General features: G+C 65.4%; 18 protein-coding genes. 10 read left to right on the top strand and 8 right to left on the bottom strand.

Features of this window, described 5'->3' with window-relative positions; translation table 11 throughout:
- The first annotated feature begins 106 nt into the window (after window positions 1–106).
- The 4 genes from HK401_RS19670 (at window position 107) to HK401_RS19655 (ending at window position 4,088) form a co-directional block, all read left to right on the top strand.
- A complete protein-coding gene (locus HK401_RS19670) occupies window positions 107–1,021 on the top strand; it encodes a CoA transferase subunit A (protein WP_181276361.1) in 915 nt (304 codons plus the stop codon).
- Window positions 1,018–1,878, top strand: a complete 861-nt coding sequence (locus HK401_RS19665) for a CoA-transferase subunit beta (protein WP_181276360.1) — start codon at window positions 1,018–1,020, stop codon at window positions 1,876–1,878. The genes HK401_RS19670 and HK401_RS19665 overlap by 4 nt, the downstream gene beginning before the upstream one ends.
- A 94-nt stretch (window positions 1,879–1,972) precedes the next feature.
- Entirely contained in the window at window positions 1,973–3,307 is a 1,335-nt protein-coding gene (locus tag HK401_RS19660) for an MFS transporter (protein ID WP_309136055.1), read from the top strand.
- Between the two features lie 112 nt (window positions 3,308–3,419).
- Window positions 3,420–4,088 carry a hypothetical protein gene (locus tag HK401_RS19655; RefSeq protein WP_181276358.1) on the top strand — a complete coding sequence of 223 codons (669 nt, stop codon included), beginning with the start codon at window positions 3,420–3,422 and terminating at the stop codon, window positions 4,086–4,088.
- Window positions 4,089–4,413: 325 nt separating this feature from the next.
- Here HK401_RS19655 and HK401_RS19650 read toward each other — a convergent pair whose 3' ends face one another.
- The gene (locus HK401_RS19650; protein WP_181276357.1) at window positions 4,414–6,621 is read right to left on the bottom strand and encodes an HNH endonuclease signature motif containing protein; all 2,208 of its coding nucleotides are present in this window, start codon (window positions 6,619–6,621) and stop codon (window positions 4,414–4,416) included.
- Window positions 6,622–7,325: 704 nt separating this feature from the next.
- Between HK401_RS19650 and HK401_RS19645 the strand changes: the two genes are divergently transcribed.
- Entirely contained in the window at window positions 7,326–8,531 is a 1,206-nt protein-coding gene (locus HK401_RS19645; protein WP_181276356.1) for an NAD(P)-dependent malic enzyme, read from the top strand.
- Between the two features lie 358 nt (window positions 8,532–8,889).
- Here HK401_RS19645 and HK401_RS19640 read toward each other — a convergent pair whose 3' ends face one another.
- The 3 genes from HK401_RS19640 to HK401_RS19630 form a co-directional block, all read right to left on the bottom strand.
- Window positions 8,890–9,312, bottom strand: coding sequence for an organic hydroperoxide resistance protein (locus HK401_RS19640; RefSeq protein WP_181276355.1), 423 nt, complete (start codon window positions 9,310–9,312; stop codon window positions 8,890–8,892).
- Window positions 9,313–9,345: 33 nt separating this feature from the next.
- Entirely contained in the window at window positions 9,346–9,801 is a 456-nt protein-coding gene (locus tag HK401_RS19635) for a MarR family winged helix-turn-helix transcriptional regulator (RefSeq protein WP_181276354.1), read from the bottom strand.
- A 216-nt stretch (window positions 9,802–10,017) separates the two neighbouring features.
- Window positions 10,018–11,220: an SPFH domain-containing protein gene (locus HK401_RS19630; protein WP_258234359.1), complete on the bottom strand. Its 1,203-nt coding sequence runs from the start codon at window positions 11,218–11,220 to the stop codon at window positions 10,018–10,020.
- A gap of 246 nt (window positions 11,221–11,466) precedes the next feature.
- Between HK401_RS19630 and HK401_RS19625 the strand changes: the two genes are divergently transcribed.
- On the top strand, window positions 11,467–12,240 hold the full coding sequence (locus HK401_RS19625; RefSeq protein WP_181276353.1) for a FadR/GntR family transcriptional regulator: 774 nt from the start codon (window positions 11,467–11,469) through the stop codon (window positions 12,238–12,240).
- The gene (nagB, locus tag HK401_RS19620) at window positions 12,240–13,022 is read left to right on the top strand and encodes a glucosamine-6-phosphate deaminase (protein ID WP_181276352.1); all 783 of its coding nucleotides are present in this window, start codon (window positions 12,240–12,242) and stop codon (window positions 13,020–13,022) included. Before HK401_RS19625 ends, nagB begins: the two co-directional genes overlap by 1 nt.
- 11 nt (window positions 13,023–13,033) lie before the next feature.
- On the opposite strand, the gene HK401_RS19615 is transcribed toward nagB, so the two are convergent.
- Genes HK401_RS19615 through HK401_RS19600 form a run of 4 tightly spaced genes read right to left on the bottom strand, consistent with a single transcriptional unit; the run spans window position 13,034 to window position 17,313 of the window.
- Complete coding sequence (locus HK401_RS19615) at window positions 13,034–13,720, bottom strand: N-acetylmannosamine-6-phosphate 2-epimerase (RefSeq protein ID WP_181276351.1); 687 nt, start codon at window positions 13,718–13,720, stop codon at window positions 13,034–13,036.
- Complete coding sequence (locus tag HK401_RS19610) at window positions 13,720–14,775, bottom strand: ROK family protein (RefSeq protein WP_309136054.1); 1,056 nt, start codon at window positions 14,773–14,775, stop codon at window positions 13,720–13,722. Before HK401_RS19610 ends, HK401_RS19615 begins: the two co-directional genes overlap by 1 nt.
- Window positions 14,772–15,689 (bottom strand): dihydrodipicolinate synthase family protein, encoded by a 918-nt coding sequence (locus tag HK401_RS19605; RefSeq protein WP_181276350.1) that lies wholly within the window; start codon window positions 15,687–15,689, stop codon window positions 14,772–14,774. The genes HK401_RS19610 and HK401_RS19605 overlap by 4 nt, the downstream gene beginning before the upstream one ends.
- Window positions 15,682–17,313, bottom strand: coding sequence for a sodium:solute symporter family protein (locus HK401_RS19600; protein ID WP_181276349.1), 1,632 nt, complete (start codon window positions 17,311–17,313; stop codon window positions 15,682–15,684). The genes HK401_RS19605 and HK401_RS19600 overlap by 8 nt, the downstream gene beginning before the upstream one ends.
- A 346-nt stretch (window positions 17,314–17,659) precedes the next feature.
- Between HK401_RS19600 and HK401_RS19595 the strand changes: the two genes are divergently transcribed.
- The 3 genes from HK401_RS19595 (at window position 17,660) to HK401_RS19585 (ending at window position 20,747) form a co-directional block, all read left to right on the top strand.
- Window positions 17,660–18,736, top strand: a complete 1,077-nt coding sequence (locus HK401_RS19595) for an alpha/beta fold hydrolase (RefSeq protein WP_181276348.1) — start codon at window positions 17,660–17,662, stop codon at window positions 18,734–18,736.
- On the top strand, window positions 18,733–19,662 hold the full coding sequence (locus HK401_RS19590; RefSeq protein ID WP_181276347.1) for a CoA transferase: 930 nt from the start codon (window positions 18,733–18,735) through the stop codon (window positions 19,660–19,662). The genes HK401_RS19595 and HK401_RS19590 overlap by 4 nt, the downstream gene beginning before the upstream one ends.
- A 236-nt stretch (window positions 19,663–19,898) precedes the next feature.
- Entirely contained in the window at window positions 19,899–20,747 is an 849-nt protein-coding gene (locus HK401_RS19585; protein WP_181276346.1) for a CHAP domain-containing protein, read from the top strand.
- Window positions 20,748–20,852 lie beyond the last annotated feature (105 nt).

Here is a 20,852-nt window from a genome sequence, read left to right as displayed (position 1 = left end):
ATGTCAAGTGAGACTTAATCTGCGATACGAAATGTATTGGACCAGCATAAATCAGTTTGACATGATGACTCAGGTCACAGACGTCAGAGGTTCGAGGAGGAACACGATGGACAAGACGCTGAGCCTTCCGCGGGCGATCAGCACCTACCTCAGCGATGGGGACACGGTCGCGCTCGAGGGCTTCGGACACATCGTTCCGGTCGCGGCCGCCCACGAGATCATCCGCCAAGGGTTCACCGACCTCATCCTGGCCAGGATGTCCTGCGACGTCATCGTCGATCAGCTCCTCGGCGCGAACTGTCTGCGCGGCCTCATCTCCTCTTTCGTGGCCAACAGCTCGGCCGGGTCTCTCCATGAGCTCAGGCGACGAGTCGAGAAGTCCGATCCGGAGCCGCTGTGGTTCGACGAATACAGCCACGGGGGAATGGTCGCCCGCTACCAGGCCGGTGCCTCGAAGCTTCCCTTCCAACCCATCGCCTCCTACCGGGGAAGCGACCTGGCGGCGAAGAATCCGCGTATCACGTCGGTGCCCGATCCGTACGGGGGTCCGGACATCTACGTGGTGCCCGCCCTCAACCCCGACCTCACGATCATCCACGCACAACGAGCCGACAAGCACGGAAACGTTCAGGCCTGGGGCATGCTCGGCGTTCAGACTGAAGCCGCGTTCGCCGGTCGTCGACTCATCGTCACCGTCGAGGAGATCGTCGACGAGGACATCGTCCGCTCCGATCCGAACCGGACGATCGTGCCCGCGCACGTCGTCGACGCCGTGGTCGCTGTTCCCCGCGGCTCGCATCCGCATTCCGTCCAGGGGTATTACGACCGCGATGATGATTTCTCCCGACAGTGGTCGGCGCTCGCCCGGGATCCGGAGGCGGTTCAGAAATGGCTCGAGACCAACGTCCGCGGCACGAGCGACCATGACGAATTCCTCGCGAGTCTCGGATCGGACCATTTCGAGACGAGCACGATCCACGACGCCTATTCGACACCTGTGAACTATGGAGGCCGAGCATGAGCTTGCGTACACACGAAGAAGCCGACACCGGGGTACAGGCGGTCGGCGCCGCGGCGCGGGAGGCCAGCACCGGGGTACAGGCATCACACGACGAGGTCACAAGCAGCGAACTTCTCACCGTCCATTCGGCTCGGGCATTGGCAGGGCGCAATGTTGTGTTCGCCGGGCACGGGCTGCCGACGCTGGCTGTGTCGCTCGCCCAGCACACAGTGGCACCGGACGTCGAGATCGTCTACGAATCGGGAGTCACCGGAGCCCGACCGCCGGCCATGCCCCGCAGTATCTCGGACTCGATTCTGGTTCCGGGAGCCGCCTCGGTGATGCCGATGACCCACCTGTTCAACTATGTTCTGCAAGGTCAGCGCATCGACGTCGGATTCCTCGGTGCCGCGCAGGTCGACAAGTACGGCAACCTCAACTCCACGCTCATCGGTGACGATTGGGAGCATCCCGACAGCCGACTGCCGGGGTCGGGCGGGGCCATCGAGGCGATGGCCGGTGCGGCCGAGATCTTCCTCGTCATGCGTCGGCACACCCCGCGTACCTTCGTCGAGAACCTCGACTTCGTCACGTCGCCGGGACCGCGGAAAGCCGCCGAGGCGGAGGTCGGTTCGATGCCGGCGGGAGCCGGGGTGACGCATGTGATCACCGACCTGGGGATCATGACGCGGTCCGCCCGGGACGAGGAACTCACCCTGACGGCCGTCCATCCCGGCATCGACCCCTCCGAGGTGGTGCGGCAGACCGGCTGGAACCTCCTGGTCTCGCCCGACCTCGAAACGACGCAGCCGCCGAGCGCCGCCGAGCTGTCGCTGCTGCGAGAACAGCTCGATCCCACACGCATCTACCTGCGCTGAAATCCCAAACGCATCCACCTCCGTTGAACCGAAGAAGGTTGAAATCATGTCAATGAAGACACACAGCTCAACTGCCTCTCCTCCTGATCCGAACGTGACTCGTCCTGAGCTGCGCCGGGCCGCATGGTCATCGTGGCTCGGCAGCTCGCTGGAGTACATGGACTTCACTCTCTACACACTCGCCTCAGCCCTGGTCTTCGGACCGCTCTTCTTCCCCAACGAGACTCCCGCGATCGCGCTGATCTCCAGCCTCGGCGTCTACGGGTCCGGGTTCGTCGTCAGGCCGATCGGCGGATACGTCTTCGGCCGGGTCGGCGACAGACACGGGCGGCGGATCGTCCTCATCGTCACCTTGTCGATGATGGGTGTGGCGACGATGGGCATCGGTCTTCTGCCGACCTACGCGCAGATCGGCGTCTGGGCTCCTCTGCTGCTCGTCGTTCTCCGACTCGTGCAGGGGTTCGGAGCCGGTGCCGAACTCGCGGGTGCCTCGGTGCTCTTGGTCGAATCGTCGCCGGTGCGCCGCAGGGGACTGTTCGGAGCGATCGTTGCAATGGGCACGAACAGCGGAATCTTCCTGGCCACGGTCCTCTGGACTCTGCTCACCCTGTTGCCGGATGATGCTTTCCTCAGCTGGGGTTGGCGGGTTCCGTTCCTGCTGAGCATCATCACCACATTCGTGGCGCTGGCGATTCGCACGAAGGTCAAGGAATCCCCGGTGTTCGAGGAAGCCAAGGAACGCCGCGCCGAGGTGGCTGCGGACAAGGATGCCCAGCCGAGCATTCTCGTCGAAGCGCGCCGGTCGACGAAGTCGTTCCTGCTCGCGCTCGGTATCCGCATGGGCGAGAATTCCGCAGTCTACCTGGTCAAGGGGTTCATGGTCGGATGGGTGGTGACCACGACGGGTATCGATTCCGCGGTGGTCACGACCGGCATCATGATCGGCACCGTCATCGGATTTGCGACCGTGCCCTTCTTCGGCAAACTCAGTGACAAGCTGGGCAGGCGCCCGGTGTTCCTGGGCTTCACACTGTTCCAGATTTTCTTCTCGATCCCAGCCATGCTGCTCATCGACACCGGCAATCCGATTGTCATCGCCGCGGTCTTCGCGATCTTCGTCGGCGGCCCTCTGCCGAACCTCTACGGCGTCGAATCGAGTTGGTTGGTCGAGATGTTCGGATCGAAGCACCGCTACACGTTCATGACCACGATCAAGGAAGTCGGATCGGTCGTCTCGGGCGGGCTCGCGCCGGTGATCGCGGCCTCGCTCGTCGCAGTGATCACCGACTCCTGGTGGCCTGTCGCCATCGTCCTCATCCTCTTCGCCGGCTGCGGACTGCTCGGCGGACTCTTCGCGCCCGAGACTCGCGGTCGTGACCTCACGGTCGAAGTCGATGCGGTGGATGAGCCTGTGCTCTCTTCGAGGTGAAGACGCAGAGCCAGCAGTGACTCTGCGGGAGGGACGCTGTGTGAAGGGATTCTGCGAGTGCCAAACCGGTGCGAGCGGAGCCCGCGATACGATCGCCGCTTAGACTCAGTTCATGAGTCTGGTGGACCCTGGGACACTGTGGTGGAACAAGTACGGCATCCGACGCGCGGGCGCGTGGGCATGCTGGGTACTCGCGGTCGTCGCTGCTTTCGTCGGCTCGTGGATCACCTGGGTGGGAGACGCGACTCCACTCCCGCTCCCCATGTGGGTAGAACTCACTGGGTCGATCATTCCGCTTCCATTGCTCCTCCTCGGGGAGTTCCTCTGGATCATCGGAACAGGCCGCGGTGACTTCGACATCCGGGCGATCTTCATGCCCATCGCTGCCTATTTTGCTGCGCTTGGCCTGGGCGGAGTACTTGGTCGGTATCAGTCAAGCGAGCAGATCGAGGTTACTTATGCCGTCTTTGCTCTTGGTGGACTCCTTGCTCTCGTCATCATCGAAATCCTCGTCCGTCGGCATCGATCCGCTGAGGCGCTTCGGACCTGGGTCGAGCGGAATGGGACCGTTACGACCGGTCGAGTGACCCGCGCCAGGACCTATTCGTCGAACTATCGGCCAATGACTCGAGTGACGGTGAAGTTCGTTGATAGTGAGGCAAGAGAACGCTGGGCCAGTCAGTCTGTGCCCGGCGAATTCAGCACCAACTCCCGCCTGCAGGTGAGGTATTCGCAAGCAGATCTGGGTCGCCGAGCGGCCGTGCTCATCACCCGGCGCTGACCAGAAGACCTTGGCCGGGTTGATCTGCCAGGGCCGCAGACCGCGGTCAGAACGGCGGGGGATCGGTCTCGGGATCGTGGTCCCAGTTCACCTTGGGCACATAGTGGCTATCCCACGGGTCGTTGGTTCCGGCGCCTTCGGCCTCCCGAGCATTCCTGGGGCCTGTGGCGGCATCCGGATCCGAACTCTCCTTGGACTGCGCAGCGGTATCGGCCGAGTCATCAGCCTTGGCGGGGGCGTTACGGTCGATCTTGACCTGGGCGTTGGCTGGGGCGTTGGGGTCGAAGGAGATCGTATCGATGTCGACCCCCGCAAGACGGCACCACTAGACGGCCTGGGCATACTTGGCGTTTCCCGTCAGCTGCTTGGCCGCAGCGGCAGGGTTGCTGCCCACGGGCAGGCAGGGTTGGAAGACAGAGTTCTCCCAGTCGAGGCAGCGCTCGAGTCGCAGCTTCTGCCGCGCGACCCGCTGGGCCCTGAACGCCTCCGACAGCTGACGCTGCCTGGCCTCGCGCTCCTCTCGGAGGCGCTTCTCCTCCTCGCGGCGACGCTTCTTTTCGTCGCGTTCGCGAATCGTCGACTCGCCGGGCATGAGTTCGAGAACCTGCGGAGCGGCAGGGACCATCGATGTGGGCAGAGTCCACCGCTCGAGGCCGACGTGTCCTAAGGCAGCGAACTCGAGGACCTGTGCCACGTTGATCGGCTGCTCGGGAGCCGACACGCTGGCCGAGATTCCGTGCCTGAACTCGTAGTCGAGCACACCGGATTTGGGCATAGTGACCCCATACCGCCCGGCGGTTTTCAGCGCGTGGTGTCGTTTGCAGAGCGGATGAATGTTCCCGAATCGGGTGAGCCCGCCCTTGAGTGGATCGAGGTGGAAGAACGGCTTGACGTGGTCCATCTCCGACTTCTCGGCCCTGCGCGAGCAACCGGGAACGGTGCATACCGTCCACTGCTCGATCAGTGTCTTGCGCAGGTCCTTCGGGACCGTGTAGCTCGTTGCCTTTGCGTCGATGGGAGTGCCGGTTGCGGGGTCGGTGAGGATCCGCTGGATGGTCTTCGAACGGCCGGCGATCGTGCGGGCCACCTCGGCGGGGACCGGTGAGCCGCCAGCGAACGTGCCGGGCAGATTGGAGTCGCCGGTGAGGGTGAGGAACGGGACCGTCACGACCGTGGCAGCCTGATTGGCCAGCCACGACTGGCTCGTGGGCATACGCAGCTTGATCGAGTACTCGAGCGGGCCCCGGTCGGCCTCGTCTGTGCCTTCGGGGTCCGGTACAAAGGCGGATCCGGCGGCACGGTCGCGCGCGGCCGCTGTGTCGGCCGCTGTGTCGGTCTCGGGCGAATCGAAGCCGGCGGCGTCGTGCCCAGTCTCGGCCGCCTCGTCGGCGGGCGGCTGTTCGGCGACGTGCTTGGCGTAGTCGGCGAGGCCGTCGTCCGAGTCGAGGCCGGGGATGAGGTTCCCATCGGCATCGAGCGCCGGCGCCTCTGTGGCGGTCTGGATGCCGGTGACGGGGTCGACGGAGACGACCTTGACGCTCAGTTCGGGGACAGGGCGGATGAACAGGTCGTATTCCAGCTGGGAGACCGAACGCTCGTCACTGATCTCCATACCTGCAGGCAGGTTGAACGTCGACTTGTTCTTCCCGTGGATCGCCAGCGCCATGGCCTGGATCCGGTTGAAGCAGGAGAAGATCTCGGCGGACGGGCCGCTGACGGTCAGGCACGCCGAACCGTCCTTGAAGCCCTCGACGTCGATGCGGCGACGCTTGGTGGCAATCTCGCTTGCATCGGTCGGAGGAACGAGCAGGGCGATGTGCTTCGACAGCGCCCGGCGCAGCGAATCGCAGGTGACGTCGGCCTTCTTAGTGGCCAGGAACGCATCGAGCTTCGGGAGGAACTCGAACGCGACGTTGGCACACTGCTGAGCCGCGACTTCTACATGGGCGCGCGTGAACTCGCCCGCGCGGACGCGGTCGACGAACCGGGGGAGTCCGTAGACGATCGTCATTGCGGTCGACAGCTGGCGGTAAGTGCGGCCCGAGTTCGTGCCCAGCACCGTCGAGATTTCGACGAGGTAGTCAGACGCCACATTGTCGTAGACCCACTTCGAGAAGCAGACGCCGGAATCGAGCTCGGGGAACTCCGGCAGCAACTTCCGTGCCGCTTCCTCGGCGCTCGTTTCATCCAGCGTCGTCTCCGGCTTCTGTCCGACGGTGGCCTGTGCGGCGGCTTCAGGCTCGGCCGCGTGCTCGGACTCCTCGTTGCGGCGTTCGAACGTTCCGGCGATCGTCTCGCAGCGGAAGGGATCAGTGCCGTCGGGGACGGGAAACTCGTTGTCGAGAAAGACCTGTTCGAGTACCACTGCCGACAGCGACTCGAGGACGGAGAAGTAGGCACGATCGGCTGCCGCGGCCTCTTCGGCGAAGCGGGTGACGTTCGATTCGAAGCGGATGGTGAACCGCGGTGATGACGGCGTCGTCGCGGCCTCCTCGGCGTGTGCCGGGGTGGAGCTGTTGGTCGTGCCCTTCATTGCGTTTTCACCTGCCTCTGACCTCGTTGTCGGGGGAGTGGAGCTGATTTGAAAAGCTTGTAACACCATGATATTCGATCAAAGTATCGAGTACAATAGAAAACAGAAAATAGTTTCGAATAGTTCTCGATGACTGTGGTTGCCTGATTGGGTTGTCTATCTATCGTTGCATGCGACACTGACATGAGATGCCAGCTGCTCGTTATATGGAGAACCGGTGCCCGTCACCTGGAGAAATGGGGCGCCTCCCTCGCCCGTGAACGGTCCCAAAGGTTCGGGCGAAACGGTTCCAAAGGTTCGGAGAACATGCCACCGAAACGAGGGGCAACCTCGGTGAGGGTGGGATTTTCGGGTGAAACAGCTCACCTCATCGGTTATGCTGATCGGGTTGCCGGATGCGACCCATGAGGTCGGTACTCGCCTTCATGCGAGCCGTATCCGCACAGCGCGCAACCGCGGCGCCCTTCACCAAGGGTGATGACCACGGCTCGCGCAGGCGTCACCGCACCATCCTTCACTGGTGACCAGTTCTTCGTTTCGACCGCCTCGGCGCGCCCAATCGGGCGAGTCCGACGTCGTGCCATCGATGGCCCGACATCGTGCCGGCTGAGCCCGACATCGCGCGAGCGATGGCCCGCGGTCAGACGATCACTGTCGGCAGCAGAGCATCCGCACTGTCACCGCATCAACCACGAGGACCAACCATGACGACCACTGCCTCCAACTCCACCTCCGCCGACCAGAGTGCGCAGTCGCCCATCACCGATGAGGAGATCTTCGCTGCGCACGAGGGCGGGAAGCTCTCCGCCGAGCTGACGAGTCCGCTCGAGACCCAGCGCGACCTCTCGATCGCCTACACTCCGGGCGTAGCCAAGGTCTGCACCGCGATCAAGGACGAGCCGCAGCTGGCTCGCACGCACACCTGGACCGGCCGCCTCGTCGCGGTCATCTCCGACGGATCGGCCGTGCTCGGCCTCGGTGACATCGGCCCGGCCGCATCGCTGCCGGTGATGGAGGGCAAGTGCGCCCTGTTCAAGTCCTTCTCCGGGCTCAACGCGATCCCGATCGTGCTCGACACCAACGACACCGACGAGATCGTCGAGACCATCGTCCGCATGGCTCCGACCTTCGGTGCGATCAACCTCGAGGACATCTCCGCCCCGCGCTGCTTCGAGATCGAGGACCGGGTCAAGGCGGCCCTCGACATCCCGGTCATGCACGATGACCAGCACGGTACTGCCGTCGTCGTCCTCGCTGCCCTGACGAATGCGCTGCGCGTGGTCGACAAGCCCTTCGATTCCATCCGCGTCGCCGTCTCCGGGGCCGGCGCCGCGGGCGTGGCCGTCGCGAAGATCCTCGCCGACGCCGGGGTCAGCGACGTCGTCGTCCTCGACTCCAAGGGCGTCATCGAATCCGGCCGGTCCGACCTCACCGAGACCAAGCAGGCCATCGCCGCATCGACGAACCCGCGGGGAATCTCCGGCGGAATCGGCGAGGCCCTCGACGGCGCCGACGTCTTCATCGGCGTCTCCGGAGGCACCATCGACGAGGTTCACCTGGAGAACATGGCCGACGACGCGATCATCTTCGCCCTGTCGAACCCCAACCCCGAGGTGGTCCCCGACATCGCCGCGAAGTACGCGACCGTGGTGGCCACCGGGCGCAGCGACTTCCCGAACCAGATCAACAACGTCCTCGCGTTCCCCGGGATCTTCCGCGGTGCGCTCGACGCCGATGCCAGCGAGATCACCGACGATATGAAGCTCGTCGCGGCCCGTGCGATCGCCGATCTCGTCGGCGATGACCTGGCCCCGGGCTATGTGGTGCCGGGTGCGCTCGACCCGCGGGTGGCGCCTGCCGTCGCCGAGGCGGTCGAGAAGTCCGCGCTCGAAGCGATGACCGAGCGCTGACGCTTGGTTGGGTCGGGTGAGCCTTCGGTGGGGTCGGCCTGATCTTCGCCGAGGTAGCCGGACCGTTCCGGTGAAAAGGGCGGGCGAGGAAGTTTCGACTTCCTCGCCCGCCCTTTTGGGCATCCCTCTCCGTTGGCGCCAATTCCACCCGGTAATGGAGCATCACTCACCGTGAGCGTCAAAACCTCCCGCAGAAACGGGACGGGGTGACGCTAATGGTGAGGGATGGTGTCGGTGGGCGGGAGCTCGGCGCGCTCGACTCGCAGTCGAGGGGGCCAGATCGGGACCGAGCCTGAATACGACCGAGGGGCGGGTGAAGATTTCTCTTCGCCCGCCCCTCGGCTCTGTTCGGCGACGGTCAGTCGTCGGTGACGGTGATGGTCACGTCGATGTTGCCGCGGGTGGCGTTCGAATACGGGCAGACCAGGTGGGCCTTGTCGGCGAGTGCCTGGGCCTCGGGCTTGTCGAGGTGCGGGAGGGTGACCTCGAGTTCGACGGCGAGTTGGAACCCGCCCTCATTGTTCTTGCCGATGCTCACGCGTGAGCCGACGGCCGAGTCGTCGACGTTCGCATTGGCCTGACCGGCCACGAGGCGCAGCGCCGAGTGGTAGCAGGCGGCGTAGCCGACGGCGAAGAGCTGTTCGGGATTCGTGCCGTTGCCGCTGCCGCCCATCTCTGCAGGCGTCGCGAGATCGACGTCGACCTTTCCGTCGTTCGTGCGACCGTGGCCGTCGCGGCCTTCGCCGGTGGCCAGGGCTTCTGCGGTGTAGAGAGCCTTCATGATTCTTCCTTTCATCGGTGGTGCAGTGTGGGTTCAGGGGGTGGGGGCGTGATCTCCACGGAGGTTACCCGTGAGCGTGCGCAGAGTTTCCAGCAGCCCGGGCAATGCGTCGGGATCGAGCTGCGTGCGCGCCCCGATTCGAGCAGGCACGCATTCGGCACGCTCCTTGGCCGCCGCCCCCTCGGCCGTCGGGCGGACGAAGACGCTGCGCGAGTCTTCGGTCGACCGGTGTCGTGTGATGAACCCGAGCTTCTCGAGCCTGGAGAGGAGAGGTGAGAGCGTGCCCGAATCCAGCTGCAGGCGCTCGCCGAGGCGCTTGACCGTCACGCCCTCCGGCTCAGCATCGTTTTCCCACAGCACGAGCATGACCAGGTACTGCGGATACGTGATGCCGAGTTCGGCGAGCAGATCCTTGTACGACGCAGTCATCGCACGCGACGCCGAATACAGAGCGAAGCAGAGCTGCCTGTCGAGATCGAGCGGGTTCATATGGCAATGGTTGCACACAATTCAATTGTGCACAACCAATGGATCGAGACGACCTTGATTTCATTGAAAGGCGGGAGTGGGTGGCGCTGAATACGGCGTGCTGAATGCGACTGAGGGGCGGGCGAAGATCTCTCTTCGCCCGCCCCTCAGTGGCCTGGCGTGCGATGCTCCTGAGGCTATCGCCCGCTCGGCCCGTGAGGCGGGGTCAGCGGCCGGTCACTGCTGCGGATTCTGCGGCGGCTGACCGTTCGGCGGCTGCTGGCCGTTCGTCCACTGCTGGGCGATCGACTGCGCTCGCGACTTCAGCGACTGCGCCTCTGACTGGCCGGAGCCTTGACCGTACCTGTCGCTCGATCCGTGGCCGGAGCCCTGACCGTACCCCTCGCCCGCGCCCTGCCCGGACCCGCTCGAACTCGGCGGTGTCGACGGCTGCGGCGGCACGCTGCGGCGCTCTGAACCGTGGCTCGAACCATACCGGCTCTCTGGCGCGGCCAAGCCCGCCCCATCCTCGGCGGCATTGGCGGCGAACAGGGCGTTCCTGATCTCCTGCCCCATCTCACCCAGGCCGCCCGGGTTCGAGGGCATGAACAGCACGTTCGACCGCCCCTCCTGGGCGACGTTCTGCATGGTGTCGAAGTACTGGGTCATCATCAGCAGCTGCTCGGCCGTCTTGTCGATGCCCACCTCCTGCAGCTTCGCATACTGCTCGGCGATGCCGGTGGCGATCGCCTTGCGCTGAGCGGCCACACCCTCACCGTGCAGGCGCATCGCCTCGGACTCGGCCTGAGCCTGCGTGACGCGCTTGATCTTGTCCGCCTCGGCGAGCGACTGCGCGGCGACCCGGTCGCGCTGGGCGGCGTTGATCGAGTTCATCGAATCGCGCACCTTCGGGTCCGGGGTGATGTCCGTGACCAGGGTGCTGACGATCTTGAAGCCGTAGCGCTTCATCGACTCGGACAGCCGACGCTCGACGTTTTCAGCGATGTCGTCCTTCGATTCGAACGCCGTGTCCAGGGTCAGCCCCGACAGAGCCGAACGGACGGTGTCGAAGACGTAGGAGCGGATCTGCTCCTCGGAATTCGCCAGCCGGTAGTAGGCATCGGCGACATTGTCTTCCTCGACGACGTACTGAACGGCGACGGGAACGGTGACGAAGACGTTGTCCTTCGTCTTCGACTCGATGTTGACCTCGAGCTGCTGGACGCGCAGCGAGATCGGGCGGCTGAGCGTCTCGATGAGCGGCAGCTTCGTGTTCAGCCCCGGCTTCGCGACCTTCTTGAACTTGCCGAACCGTTCGACGACGACGTTCTCCTGCGTCTTCACCGTGAAGAACATGCTCGTGCGCAGTTTGCCGAAGAGCAGAACGGCGACGACGAGGATGACGATGACTATGGCGATGGTGACCGCGAGTCCAGTCATGACTACTCCCATGGGTCGTGTTTGTCGGCCGCGCGGCGACCGCTGATGTCTACCACCCTAGTAGTCCGACGCCTTCCCGTATATGACAAGGCCATATGCCGGGACTGCGGGCAAGGGCGAGATTGACGTGAGGATCGGCCGGCGGCGACCGGGAATCGTGTCTGTGGATTCGGCCTCACTCAAGCAAACATCTGATGTCAGACGTATACTGGAGACTCAGTCCAGAACGATCGGCGGAGGGTGCCCATGACGGAGACGACAGCGACCGGACGGAAGGTCACGACCTCCGATCGGATCAAGGATCTCATCCTCGCAGACGGACTGCGCCCCGGCGACCTCCTGCCCACCGAAGGCGAACTGTGCACCCGCCTCGGCGTTTCTCGATCCAACGTCCGCGAAGCCATCCGCAAGCTCACGACCCTCGACATCGTCGACGTCCGCCATGGTCACGGCACCTACGTCGGCCAGGGGTCCCTCGACGCCCTCGTCGAGGCGCTCGTCTTCCGGGGAGTGCTCAGCCCCGGCGACGACCTCGACGCTCTGCGCGACGTCGTCGACGTCCGCACTGCGCTCGACCGGGGGATGTCCGACCAGATCGTCGAGGCTCTGGCCGGCACCTCGAACCCCGACCTGCACGCTCTGGTCGACGAGATGGTCGCCATGGCCGCCGCAGGCAAGAGCTTCCCGCAGCAGGACCGCGCCTTCCACACCGGTCTGCTGGCCACGCTGGGCAACTCCCTCGTCGGCCAGCTCGTCGCCGCGTTTTGGGACGTGCACACCGCCGTCCTGCCGCGACTCAACGTCGCCGTCGCCTCCGACCTCGAGCAGACCGCCCGGGCGCATGGACTCATGCTCGATGCGGCGGAGGCCGGCGACGCGGACGCCTTCCGCGCCGCGATCACCTCCCACTACGAGCCGATCGTGCGGGCGCTGGAGAACGAGACCGGGGGAGCGGCGTCGCAGGACGAAGAGACGCTGGGCGAAGTAGAGACGCCGGCGCAGGCAAGGGCTGAGAACTGATGGAGGTCGTCATTGCCGAAGAGCGCACCCTGGCCGAACTCGCCGCCGACGCCGTCGAGAGGCTCCTGCGCACAGAGGCGGCACCGGTTCTCGGTCTGGCCACCGGTTCCAGTCCGCTGCGCATCTACGACGAACTGACCAGCCGACACACCAGCGACGGCCTGTCCTTCGCTCATGCGCAGGCCTTCATGCTCGACGAATACGTCGGCATCGCCGACGACCATCCCCAGCGCTACCGCAACGTCATCGACGCGCAGATCGCCGCTCGAGTCGATTTCGCCCCGCGAGCCGTCCACGGACCCGAGGGATCGGCTGCGGATCTCGCGGCCGCCTCGGCGGAGTATGAGGAGGCGATCGCCGAGGCAGGTGGAATCGATCTGCAGATCCTCGGGATCGGCACCGACGGTCACATCGCGTTCAACGAACCCGGATCGTCGCTGGCCTCGCGGACGCGAGTGAAGACGCTGACGAAGCAGACGCGTCTCGACAATGCACGGTTCTTCGACGGAGATGTCGACCAGGTGCCCCCGCTGTGCCTGACCCAGGGGTTGGCCACGATCATGGAGGCGAAGCATCTCGTCCTCATCGCCACCGGCGGCGCCAAGGCCGAGGCGGTGCACCAGATGATCGAAGGGCCGGTCTCGGCGATGTGGCCGGCGACGGTGCTGCAGATGCACCCGCACGTGACCGTGCTCATCGACGATGCGGCGGCCTCACGGCTGCAGCTGGCCGACTACTATCGCCATTCCTACGCGAACAAGCCGGACTGGCAGCACCTCTGAGAGATGGCTTCTCAGCCTTCGACGGCCTCGGCGAACCAGGACGAGATCGTCGCCGGGTGGGTGATCGCGGTGCCGACGACGACCGCCTCGGCGCCGGCTTCACGGGCGGCGGCCGCCTGCGCGGGGGAGTGGATGCGGCCCTCGGCGACGAGGAACCGGCTCAGCCCGGCATCGCGGATGTCGCTGATGAGCTCAAGGTCTGGTCCGTCGGTCGCCCCGCGCTCGCCAGTGTAGCCGGCCAGGGTCGTGCCGATGATGTCGGCGCCCGCATCCGCTGCGGCCAGGGCATCGTCGAGGCTGCCGCAATCGGTCATGACCAGCGCATTCGTCCGGTCGTGGAGGCGGCCGATCGTCTCGGTCAAACTCAGGCCGTCGGGGCGTTCGCGCCGGGTTCCGTCGAGGGCGACGATGTGAGAGCCGGCCAGAGCCACGGCGTAGGCGTGCTGGAACGTCGGCGTGATGACGACGCCTTCTCTGCCGTCTTTCCACAGTCCGATGACGGGAACCTCGACGGCCGATCGCGTCGCCTGGATGTCGCCGAGACCCTGTACGCGCACGGCTGCCGCACCTCCGGCTACCGCCGAGGCAGCGATCTGCGCCATCGTCTTCGGATCGCGCATGGGCTCGCCCGGATAGGCCTGCACGGAGACGATGAGCCGCCCGTGCAGCGCCGTGAGTATCTCGGTCTTCGACAGCATCAGTGAGACTCCTTCTTCGTGCCGGTGCGTGGGGTGCTCGTGCCGGTGCGTTGCGTGTACGTGCCGGTGCGTGGGGCGAATCCGTCTGCCCACAGTCCTGCCGCGCCGATGAGGGCCGCGTCCTGTCCCAATTCTGCCTTCCGCAGGCTCAGGCCGGCTGTGGCGGGGGTGAGTTCGGCGGCGAAGGCATCGCGGAGGGGTGCCCACCAGGTCTCGTCCATCTCGGCGAGGCCGCCGCCGACGACGATGACCTCGGGAGAGAGGACGTTCGCAATGCCGCCGAGTGCCGATCCCAGGGCACGTGCCCCGATATCGAAGGCTCGAACGGCGAGATCATCCCCCGCCGAGGCGGCCGCCGCCAATGCGCGGGTGTCGGCCGGCGCCGAGGTGCATGCGCCAAGCTGCGCCGAGGTGGTGGTGTCTTCGTCTCGCACCAACCGTCGGTAAGCGGCGAGGATGGCCGGGCCCGAGGCGATGGCCTCGACGTGTCCGGTGCCCCCACACGGGCAGGCCAGCCCGGCAGCAGCGGCGACCGGGACATGCCCGATGTGCCCGGCAGCGGCATTTCGCCCGGTGAGCAGGCGTCCGTCGGTGATGAAGCCGCCGCCGATGCCGGTGCCGGCCGCGACGAGCAGCGAACTGCTCGAGTAGCGGGAGGCTCCGGCGCTTGCCTCACCGAGGGCGTGGGCGTGGACATCGTTGACGGCGCGGACCGGCAGCCCGGTGCGAGCCGAGAGTTCGGCGGTCAGTTCGGTGCCGGCCCAACCGGACAGCGAATCCGTCGCCGAGACGACGATGCCGCTCGCGGGATCGATGACCCCGGCCGCACCGCCGCCGATACGCCACATCAGGCCCGACTCGGCGGCGGCACGCGCACTCTGCGTCTCCGCGATGACGGCGGCGGCCACCTCGGCGATGGTGTCGAGGACGGCTTCGGCGCCCGCGGTCGCCGGGGTCGGCACGCCGCGCACGTGCGCGAGACGTCCGTCGATGACGGAACCGGCACGGATCTTCGTGCCTCCGACATCGACGGCGACGGTGGCGGGCAGGGTCACAGCAGTCCTGCGGCGGCGACGATCTCGCGGACGCGCTCGGTCTCGGCGGCGTCGAGGGCCTCCATCGGCTCGGCCATCCGGTTCGAGCCGATGACGCCCATGAGCTGCAGGGCGGTCTTGAACCCACCGAGCCCGGCGGCACCGGCGGACACGCGCCCCGGGGTGGCAGCCCCGGTGATGCCGAACAGTCTGGCCACGCGATCCTGCTCGGCAGTCGCGGCCGTCCAGTCGCCGGCCTTCGCCGCGTCATAGATGCGCACGTATCCGGCGGGGTCGACATTGCCGAGGCCGGGAACGATGCCCGCCGCGCCGCCGAGCATCGCACCGTCGGTGACCACCTCGTGGCCAGTGAACACGGCGAAGTCGGGCAGGTGCTTCGTCGCCAGCAGCAGGCGGCGGAAGCCGACGTCGTCACCGGAGGAGTCCTTGACTCCGGCGAGCACACCCTCCTCGGCGAGGCGGACGAGGACGTCGAGCGGCATCTTCATGTGCGTGCGCACGGGCACGTCATAGGCGAAGAGGGGGACGTTGATATGGGCGGCGACGGCGCGCAGGTGGCGCTCCACCTCGGCGGCGTCGGACAGGGCATAGAACGGCGTGGTGACCACGGCCGCGTCCCCGCCGATGGCCAGCAGACGGTCGGCCTCATCGCGGGTGCGGGTCGTCGTCTGCTCGCTGATGCCCACGAGGACGGGCCCTCGGCCGTCCGCGGCGTCGATCGCCGTCGACAGCACGAGGTCGCGTTCGGCGTTCGTCAGGTACGGGACTTCACCGGAGGAACCGAGCGCGAAGATGCCGTGCACCCCTCCATCGACGAGGTGGTCGACGAGGGCGGCGATGCCGGCACGGTCGATCTCACCGCCGGAGGTGAGCGGGGTCAGCAGCGGGGGGATGATTCCGTGGAAGTCAGTCATGGTTCTTTCCTTGCGTATCGTTCGTGTGTGCCGTCGCCGAGGCGGCGGTGGCCGGGGAAGCGGTGACCGCCTCGGCGGGGGTGGTGGGCCGAGTCGGGACTCGGCGGGTGTAGGCGGCGCGCTTGCCGTAGATGGTCAGCGGCAGCACATCGTGACCGGTCCGGCCGCGCCGCATCGCGCCGGTGAGCAGCGAGACCAGGTAGCCGAAGACCAGGGCGCCGATGAACGCGACGGTCGAGACCATGAACGGCGTGAGCCCAGCCTGCTCCTGGACGATCCATGCCAGGCCGGCGCCGAGGATGAGCCCGCCGAGCACGCCAGAGGTGTTCGCCCGCTTCGTGAAGATGCCGAGCGCGAACACTCCGGCCAGCGGGACGCCGAAGAGCCCGGTGATCGAGAGGAACAGGTCCCATGTCTGAGCCTGGTCGGTCGCCGAGAGGTAGAGCGCGGCCCCGACGGACAGGGCGCCGACGATGACGATGACGGCGCGGGAGAATCCGACCCCGGTGCGGGGCGCCCCGTCCTTGGGAGGGAAGAAGCGGTCGCGGATGTCGACGGTCACGCATGCGGAGATCGAGTTGAGGCTCGAGGAGATCGTCGACGGTGCCGCGGCGAAGATCGCGGCGATGAGCAGACCCGAGATGCCGGCCGGCAGTGCGGTGACCGCGAAGTAGGGCACCAGCGCCGAGGTGTTGAAACCTTCCGGCAGGGACTCCGAATGCTGGTAGAAGCTGTAGAGGACGGTGCCGATTCCGTAGAAGAGAGGAATCGTCAGGAGCGCGAGGAAGCCGTTGACGATGAGCGAACGGGCCGTCGACTTCGGGGAGTCCGTGGTCTGGTAGCGCTGGACGACGTCCTGGCTCGCGGTGTACTGGTGCAGGTTGTTGAACACCGGGCCGAGGAAGACGATCGGGATCGCCGCGGCCGCTCCGCCGAACTTCCAGTTGTCCGCGGAGATGAACTTGTCATCGGCTGCGGCGTCGGCGGCGACCGTGGCCAGACCGCCGTCGAGGGCCATGATGCCGAAGACGAGGATGACTCCCGCACCGACGAGGAGGATGATGCCCTGGACGACATCGGACCAGATGACACCCTCGATGCCGCCGAGGAAGGTGTAGACGACCGAGAGCACGCCGACGGCCCAGGCGACGAGCGCTGGGTTGATGTCGGTGACCGAGGTGATGGCCAGGGTCGGCAGGTAGATGACGATGGCGACGCGGCCGATGTGGAAGAGGACGAAGAGGACAGAGCCGAGCACGCGGATGCTCGGCCCGAATCGCTCCTCGAGGTACTCATAGGCCGTGGTGACCTCGAGCTTGCGGAAGAAGGGGATATAGAAGATGACGAGCAGCGGGACGATCGCGAAGATCGCGATGTTGCCGGCGGCATACGACCAGTCGCTGAGGAAGGCCTGCTCCGGCGTGGACATGTAGGTGATCGCCGACAGCGTCGTCGCGTAGATCGAGAAGCCCGCCGCCCATGCCGGGATCCGCCCGCTGGCCTTGAAGAACTCCTCTGTTCCTCCGCTGGCTCGCCGGGTGAACCAGACGCCGATGCCGAGTGTAGCGAGCAGATAGATGATGATCACGGCCCAATTGAGGCCGCCGAGTCCCGGAGCGTCCATCCTCCCTCCTCAAATTCGTAGGGGACCGAAGCGCGAGGTCCCGACTGATACAGCAGACACCGATACATAAGACGTATGATGTCCTATGTTTAGAATCTACGGGAATGTGCCGTGCGGCACAACCTCGAATCGCGACGGCGAACCGTTTATTCAGGTGTGGCGAACTGTTCGCCCGGGCGAGGGCGGGTGCGCCGTTCGCCCGGGTGAGGGGGCGCTGTCAGGCGCATCATTGAACTGCTCACCGGCTTCATGTACGTTCGTTCAGGACCGGCCTGTCAGAACCGCTGATCCTCGGTTCGGATGAGGCACCTTCGCGACGAGACACCTTCAGCGAGGAGGGTGACGCATGACGTCATCGACAACCGATGGGAACCAGGATGGGGCGCCGTCTGGCGGTGGGAACCGCGACGAGCACCGCCTTGGGTTTCCGTTCGACAATGCCTCAGTGGCAGCGCGCCTGCAGGAGCTGCCCGCTACGGCTGCGGCCGAAGCGCTCACGGTGACGACGTCGCAGGGGGAGTTCAGCGCCTTCCGAGCGACACCGGCGCGGCCAGCCCCCGACCTCGGCGATGCGGTTCTCGTGCACGGGTGGCCGGAATACGCCTCGTGCTGGGAGGAGACGGCCGCGGGTCTCCTCGCGCAGGGGATGAGTGTCTTCGCCTATGACCAGCGAGGATATTCGCCGGGCGCGCGTCCCGGCGGCGTCGAGGATTACGCGGTCTCGCAGCTGGTCGGCGACCTCGCCGAGGTGACCCGCGCCGCCGGACTCGTGCGTTTCCACCTCGTCGGCCACGATTGGGGCGGCGTGGTCGCATGGCCGTTCGTCGCGAACCATCCGCAGCGTCTGCACACCTGCACCGTTGTCTCGACCCCGCATCCTAAGGCGCTGGGGCGGCAGCTGAAGACCGATGACGAGCAGTATGCCCGGATGGATTACATGCGCTCGATCCAGGACCACCCCGAGGCGGTGGCGAACTCCCTGCTGCGCAATGACGGTGAGCGGCTCATCGGACTCTATGGCGGCGCGGTGCCTGGCGACCTCGCCGTCTCGTATGTTCAGCGCTTCTCCGAACCGGGTGCGTTGGTCTCCGTGCTCAAGTACTACCGGGCCATGGCGCTTGACGACCAGATGCCCAGCACCCCGATCACCGTGCCCACGAGTTTCATCTGGGGCAGTGAGGATGTCGCCTTCACTCGGACCACCGCGGAGCTCAGCGCCCATTGGGTCGAGGGAACCTACCGGTTCGTTCCGCTCGAAGGTGCATCGCACTGGCTGCCCGAATCGCACCCGGACGACATCGTCGCGGTCGTGGTGGAAGGGGCGCGGGAGCATGCGCGGGCCGGTGGGAGTGATGGCCTTGCAAGCGGCGGGAGCCAGGCGGTCGGGGCGGTCAAGCTGAGCGAAGGAGATCAGGAACGATGAGCACAAATCAGCCCCTGGACGGAATCACAGTGATCTCGCTGGCGGGCAACCTGCCCGGGCCCTTGGCAGCAGCGCGTCTGAGCGCCCTCGGGGCACACGTGATCAAGGTCGAGCCGCCGGCCGGCGATGCCCTCGAGGCCGGCGTGCCTGCGTACTATGCGGAACTCACTGCAGGGCAGGAGATCCTGACGCTCGACCTCAAAGATCCAGCGGGAATCGGTCGGTTGGGGGAGCTCGCCGCCGAGGCGGACATCCTGCTCACCGCCATGCGGCCGAAGGCCGCTGTCGCACTCGGCCTGCCGGGGCTCGTCGACGAGTATGAACTCGTCCATGTCGAGATCGTCGGCTTCGCCGGTGACCGCGCCGATGTCCCCGGCCATGACCTTACCTACCAGGCCGCGCACGCCACGCTGGTGCCAGGGCACATGCCGACGATCCCCGTCGCCGACGTACTCGGCGGTGAGCATGCTGCTCTCGAGGCGCTCGCCGGTCTGCGCGAGCGAGACGTGCGGCGGGGCGTGGGTGCTCAAGTTGGGGCCGGCAGATCGGGCAGTACGGGCTCGGCCGGCGCGGGCGCGGGCAACGCGAGCGCGGGTGGCGCGGGAGACGGCACTGCACGGCGCGGGATCGTTCGGCGGGTCGTCCTCGACGAAGCCGCCGGATGGGCGGCAGGGCCTGCACGGCATGGTCTCAGCTCACCGGGCGGCCACCTCGGCGGGGGAACTCCCTTCTATCGGACCTACGCCACGGCCGACGGTCATGTCGCGGTCGCCTGTCTGGAGCCGCACTTCGCGAAGGCGCTCGCCGCGGCCCTCGGATCGGATCATGAAACGCTCGAACGCGCCTTCGCCGCAGAGCCGACAGCCCACTGGGTGGCCTTCGCGGCAGAATACGACCTGCCGATCGAGCCGATAATCGAAAGGTGAGCGACAAGCCGGTCCTCGATCGGCCAGCGATCGGACGTACTGCATGTGATGTATTTGTGACCGAAAGTGTCTTGTCGACCCTCGAGTGTGATGATTTACTGAGTTCAACCTGAACCGGGAAAGACGATACTTCCGCAGCTGAGAACTTCCCTCTGATGTTCCGCAACTGATGAGCGCGATGACCCCGGGTATTCCTTTTTCGCGAACATTCTGTTCATCTGACCCGGGGGATCATCATGATTGCCATCAGCAAGCGTGCCGTCATCGGCATTCTGCTCGTACTTGCACTCGTCGTCGGTATGGCCGGACTCTCCGTTGCCGAAGCCACGGTGTCCGCGTCGCCGGCGGCAGCGAAGTCAACGAAAGCACCAATGAGCCAGAAATCCTGGCCGTGCTACCAAAAGAAGAACCAAGTCTGTGTCAAGCAATTCGGGTACAAGAAGAGCACGACCGCTTGGGGGTATCCGAAGGACAGGTACGGAAACAACTGCACAAAATATGTGGCTTTCAGACTGTCCAAGATGAAGATGAAGAATCCCGGCAATATGGGTGACGCCTACAAATGGGACTCAAACGCTAAGAAATACGGTCTCAAGGTGACCAAGACTCCGGCGGTCGGTGATGTGGCTCAGTGGAATACAAGCAGCAGGAGTCCAAGAGGGCACGTTGCTTATGTCGATTGGGTCAGCTCGGACAAGAAGACAATCTACGTGTCGAGTACCAGCTATGACGATTCAGGGGTACATAGCTACAGCGGTCGCGCGGTTCTCAAAAAGGGCAAGACGATGAAGGGGTACTCTGAAATAACGTGGCCCTCGAACTTCATCACCTTCAAAAAGGCATCGACCAATAAGCCCGCACCCAAGGCCGTGACCGCCAAGGTGATGGCGAAGACGCAGAAGATGTCGAAGGCGACGTTGAAGTCGACGCAGAAGGGTTGGTACGCCAAGGGATCCAAGCTGACGCTGAAGTGCTATGTGCGTGGACAGAAGGTGAAAGGCTACTACAGCAAATCCTTCAAGGGCGGATGGGACGACCTCTGGTACAAGGTCTCCGACGGCTACTATGAATCGCCCCGGGGATAATAGAGGCAGGGAGATTGGAAGAAGGAGATTCTCTCTTGCCAGTGAAATACACCGACGAACTCAAGGCTCGCGCAGTCGAACTCGTCATCCACGCCCAGGCCGACC

It is taken from the genome of Brevibacterium oceani, from assembly GCF_013623835.1.
Lineage (GTDB): Bacteria > Actinomycetota > Actinomycetes > Actinomycetales > Brevibacteriaceae > Brevibacterium > Brevibacterium oceani.
Note: the sequence above shows the minus strand (reverse complement) of the source record. Positions and strands in the feature narration are given on the sequence as shown.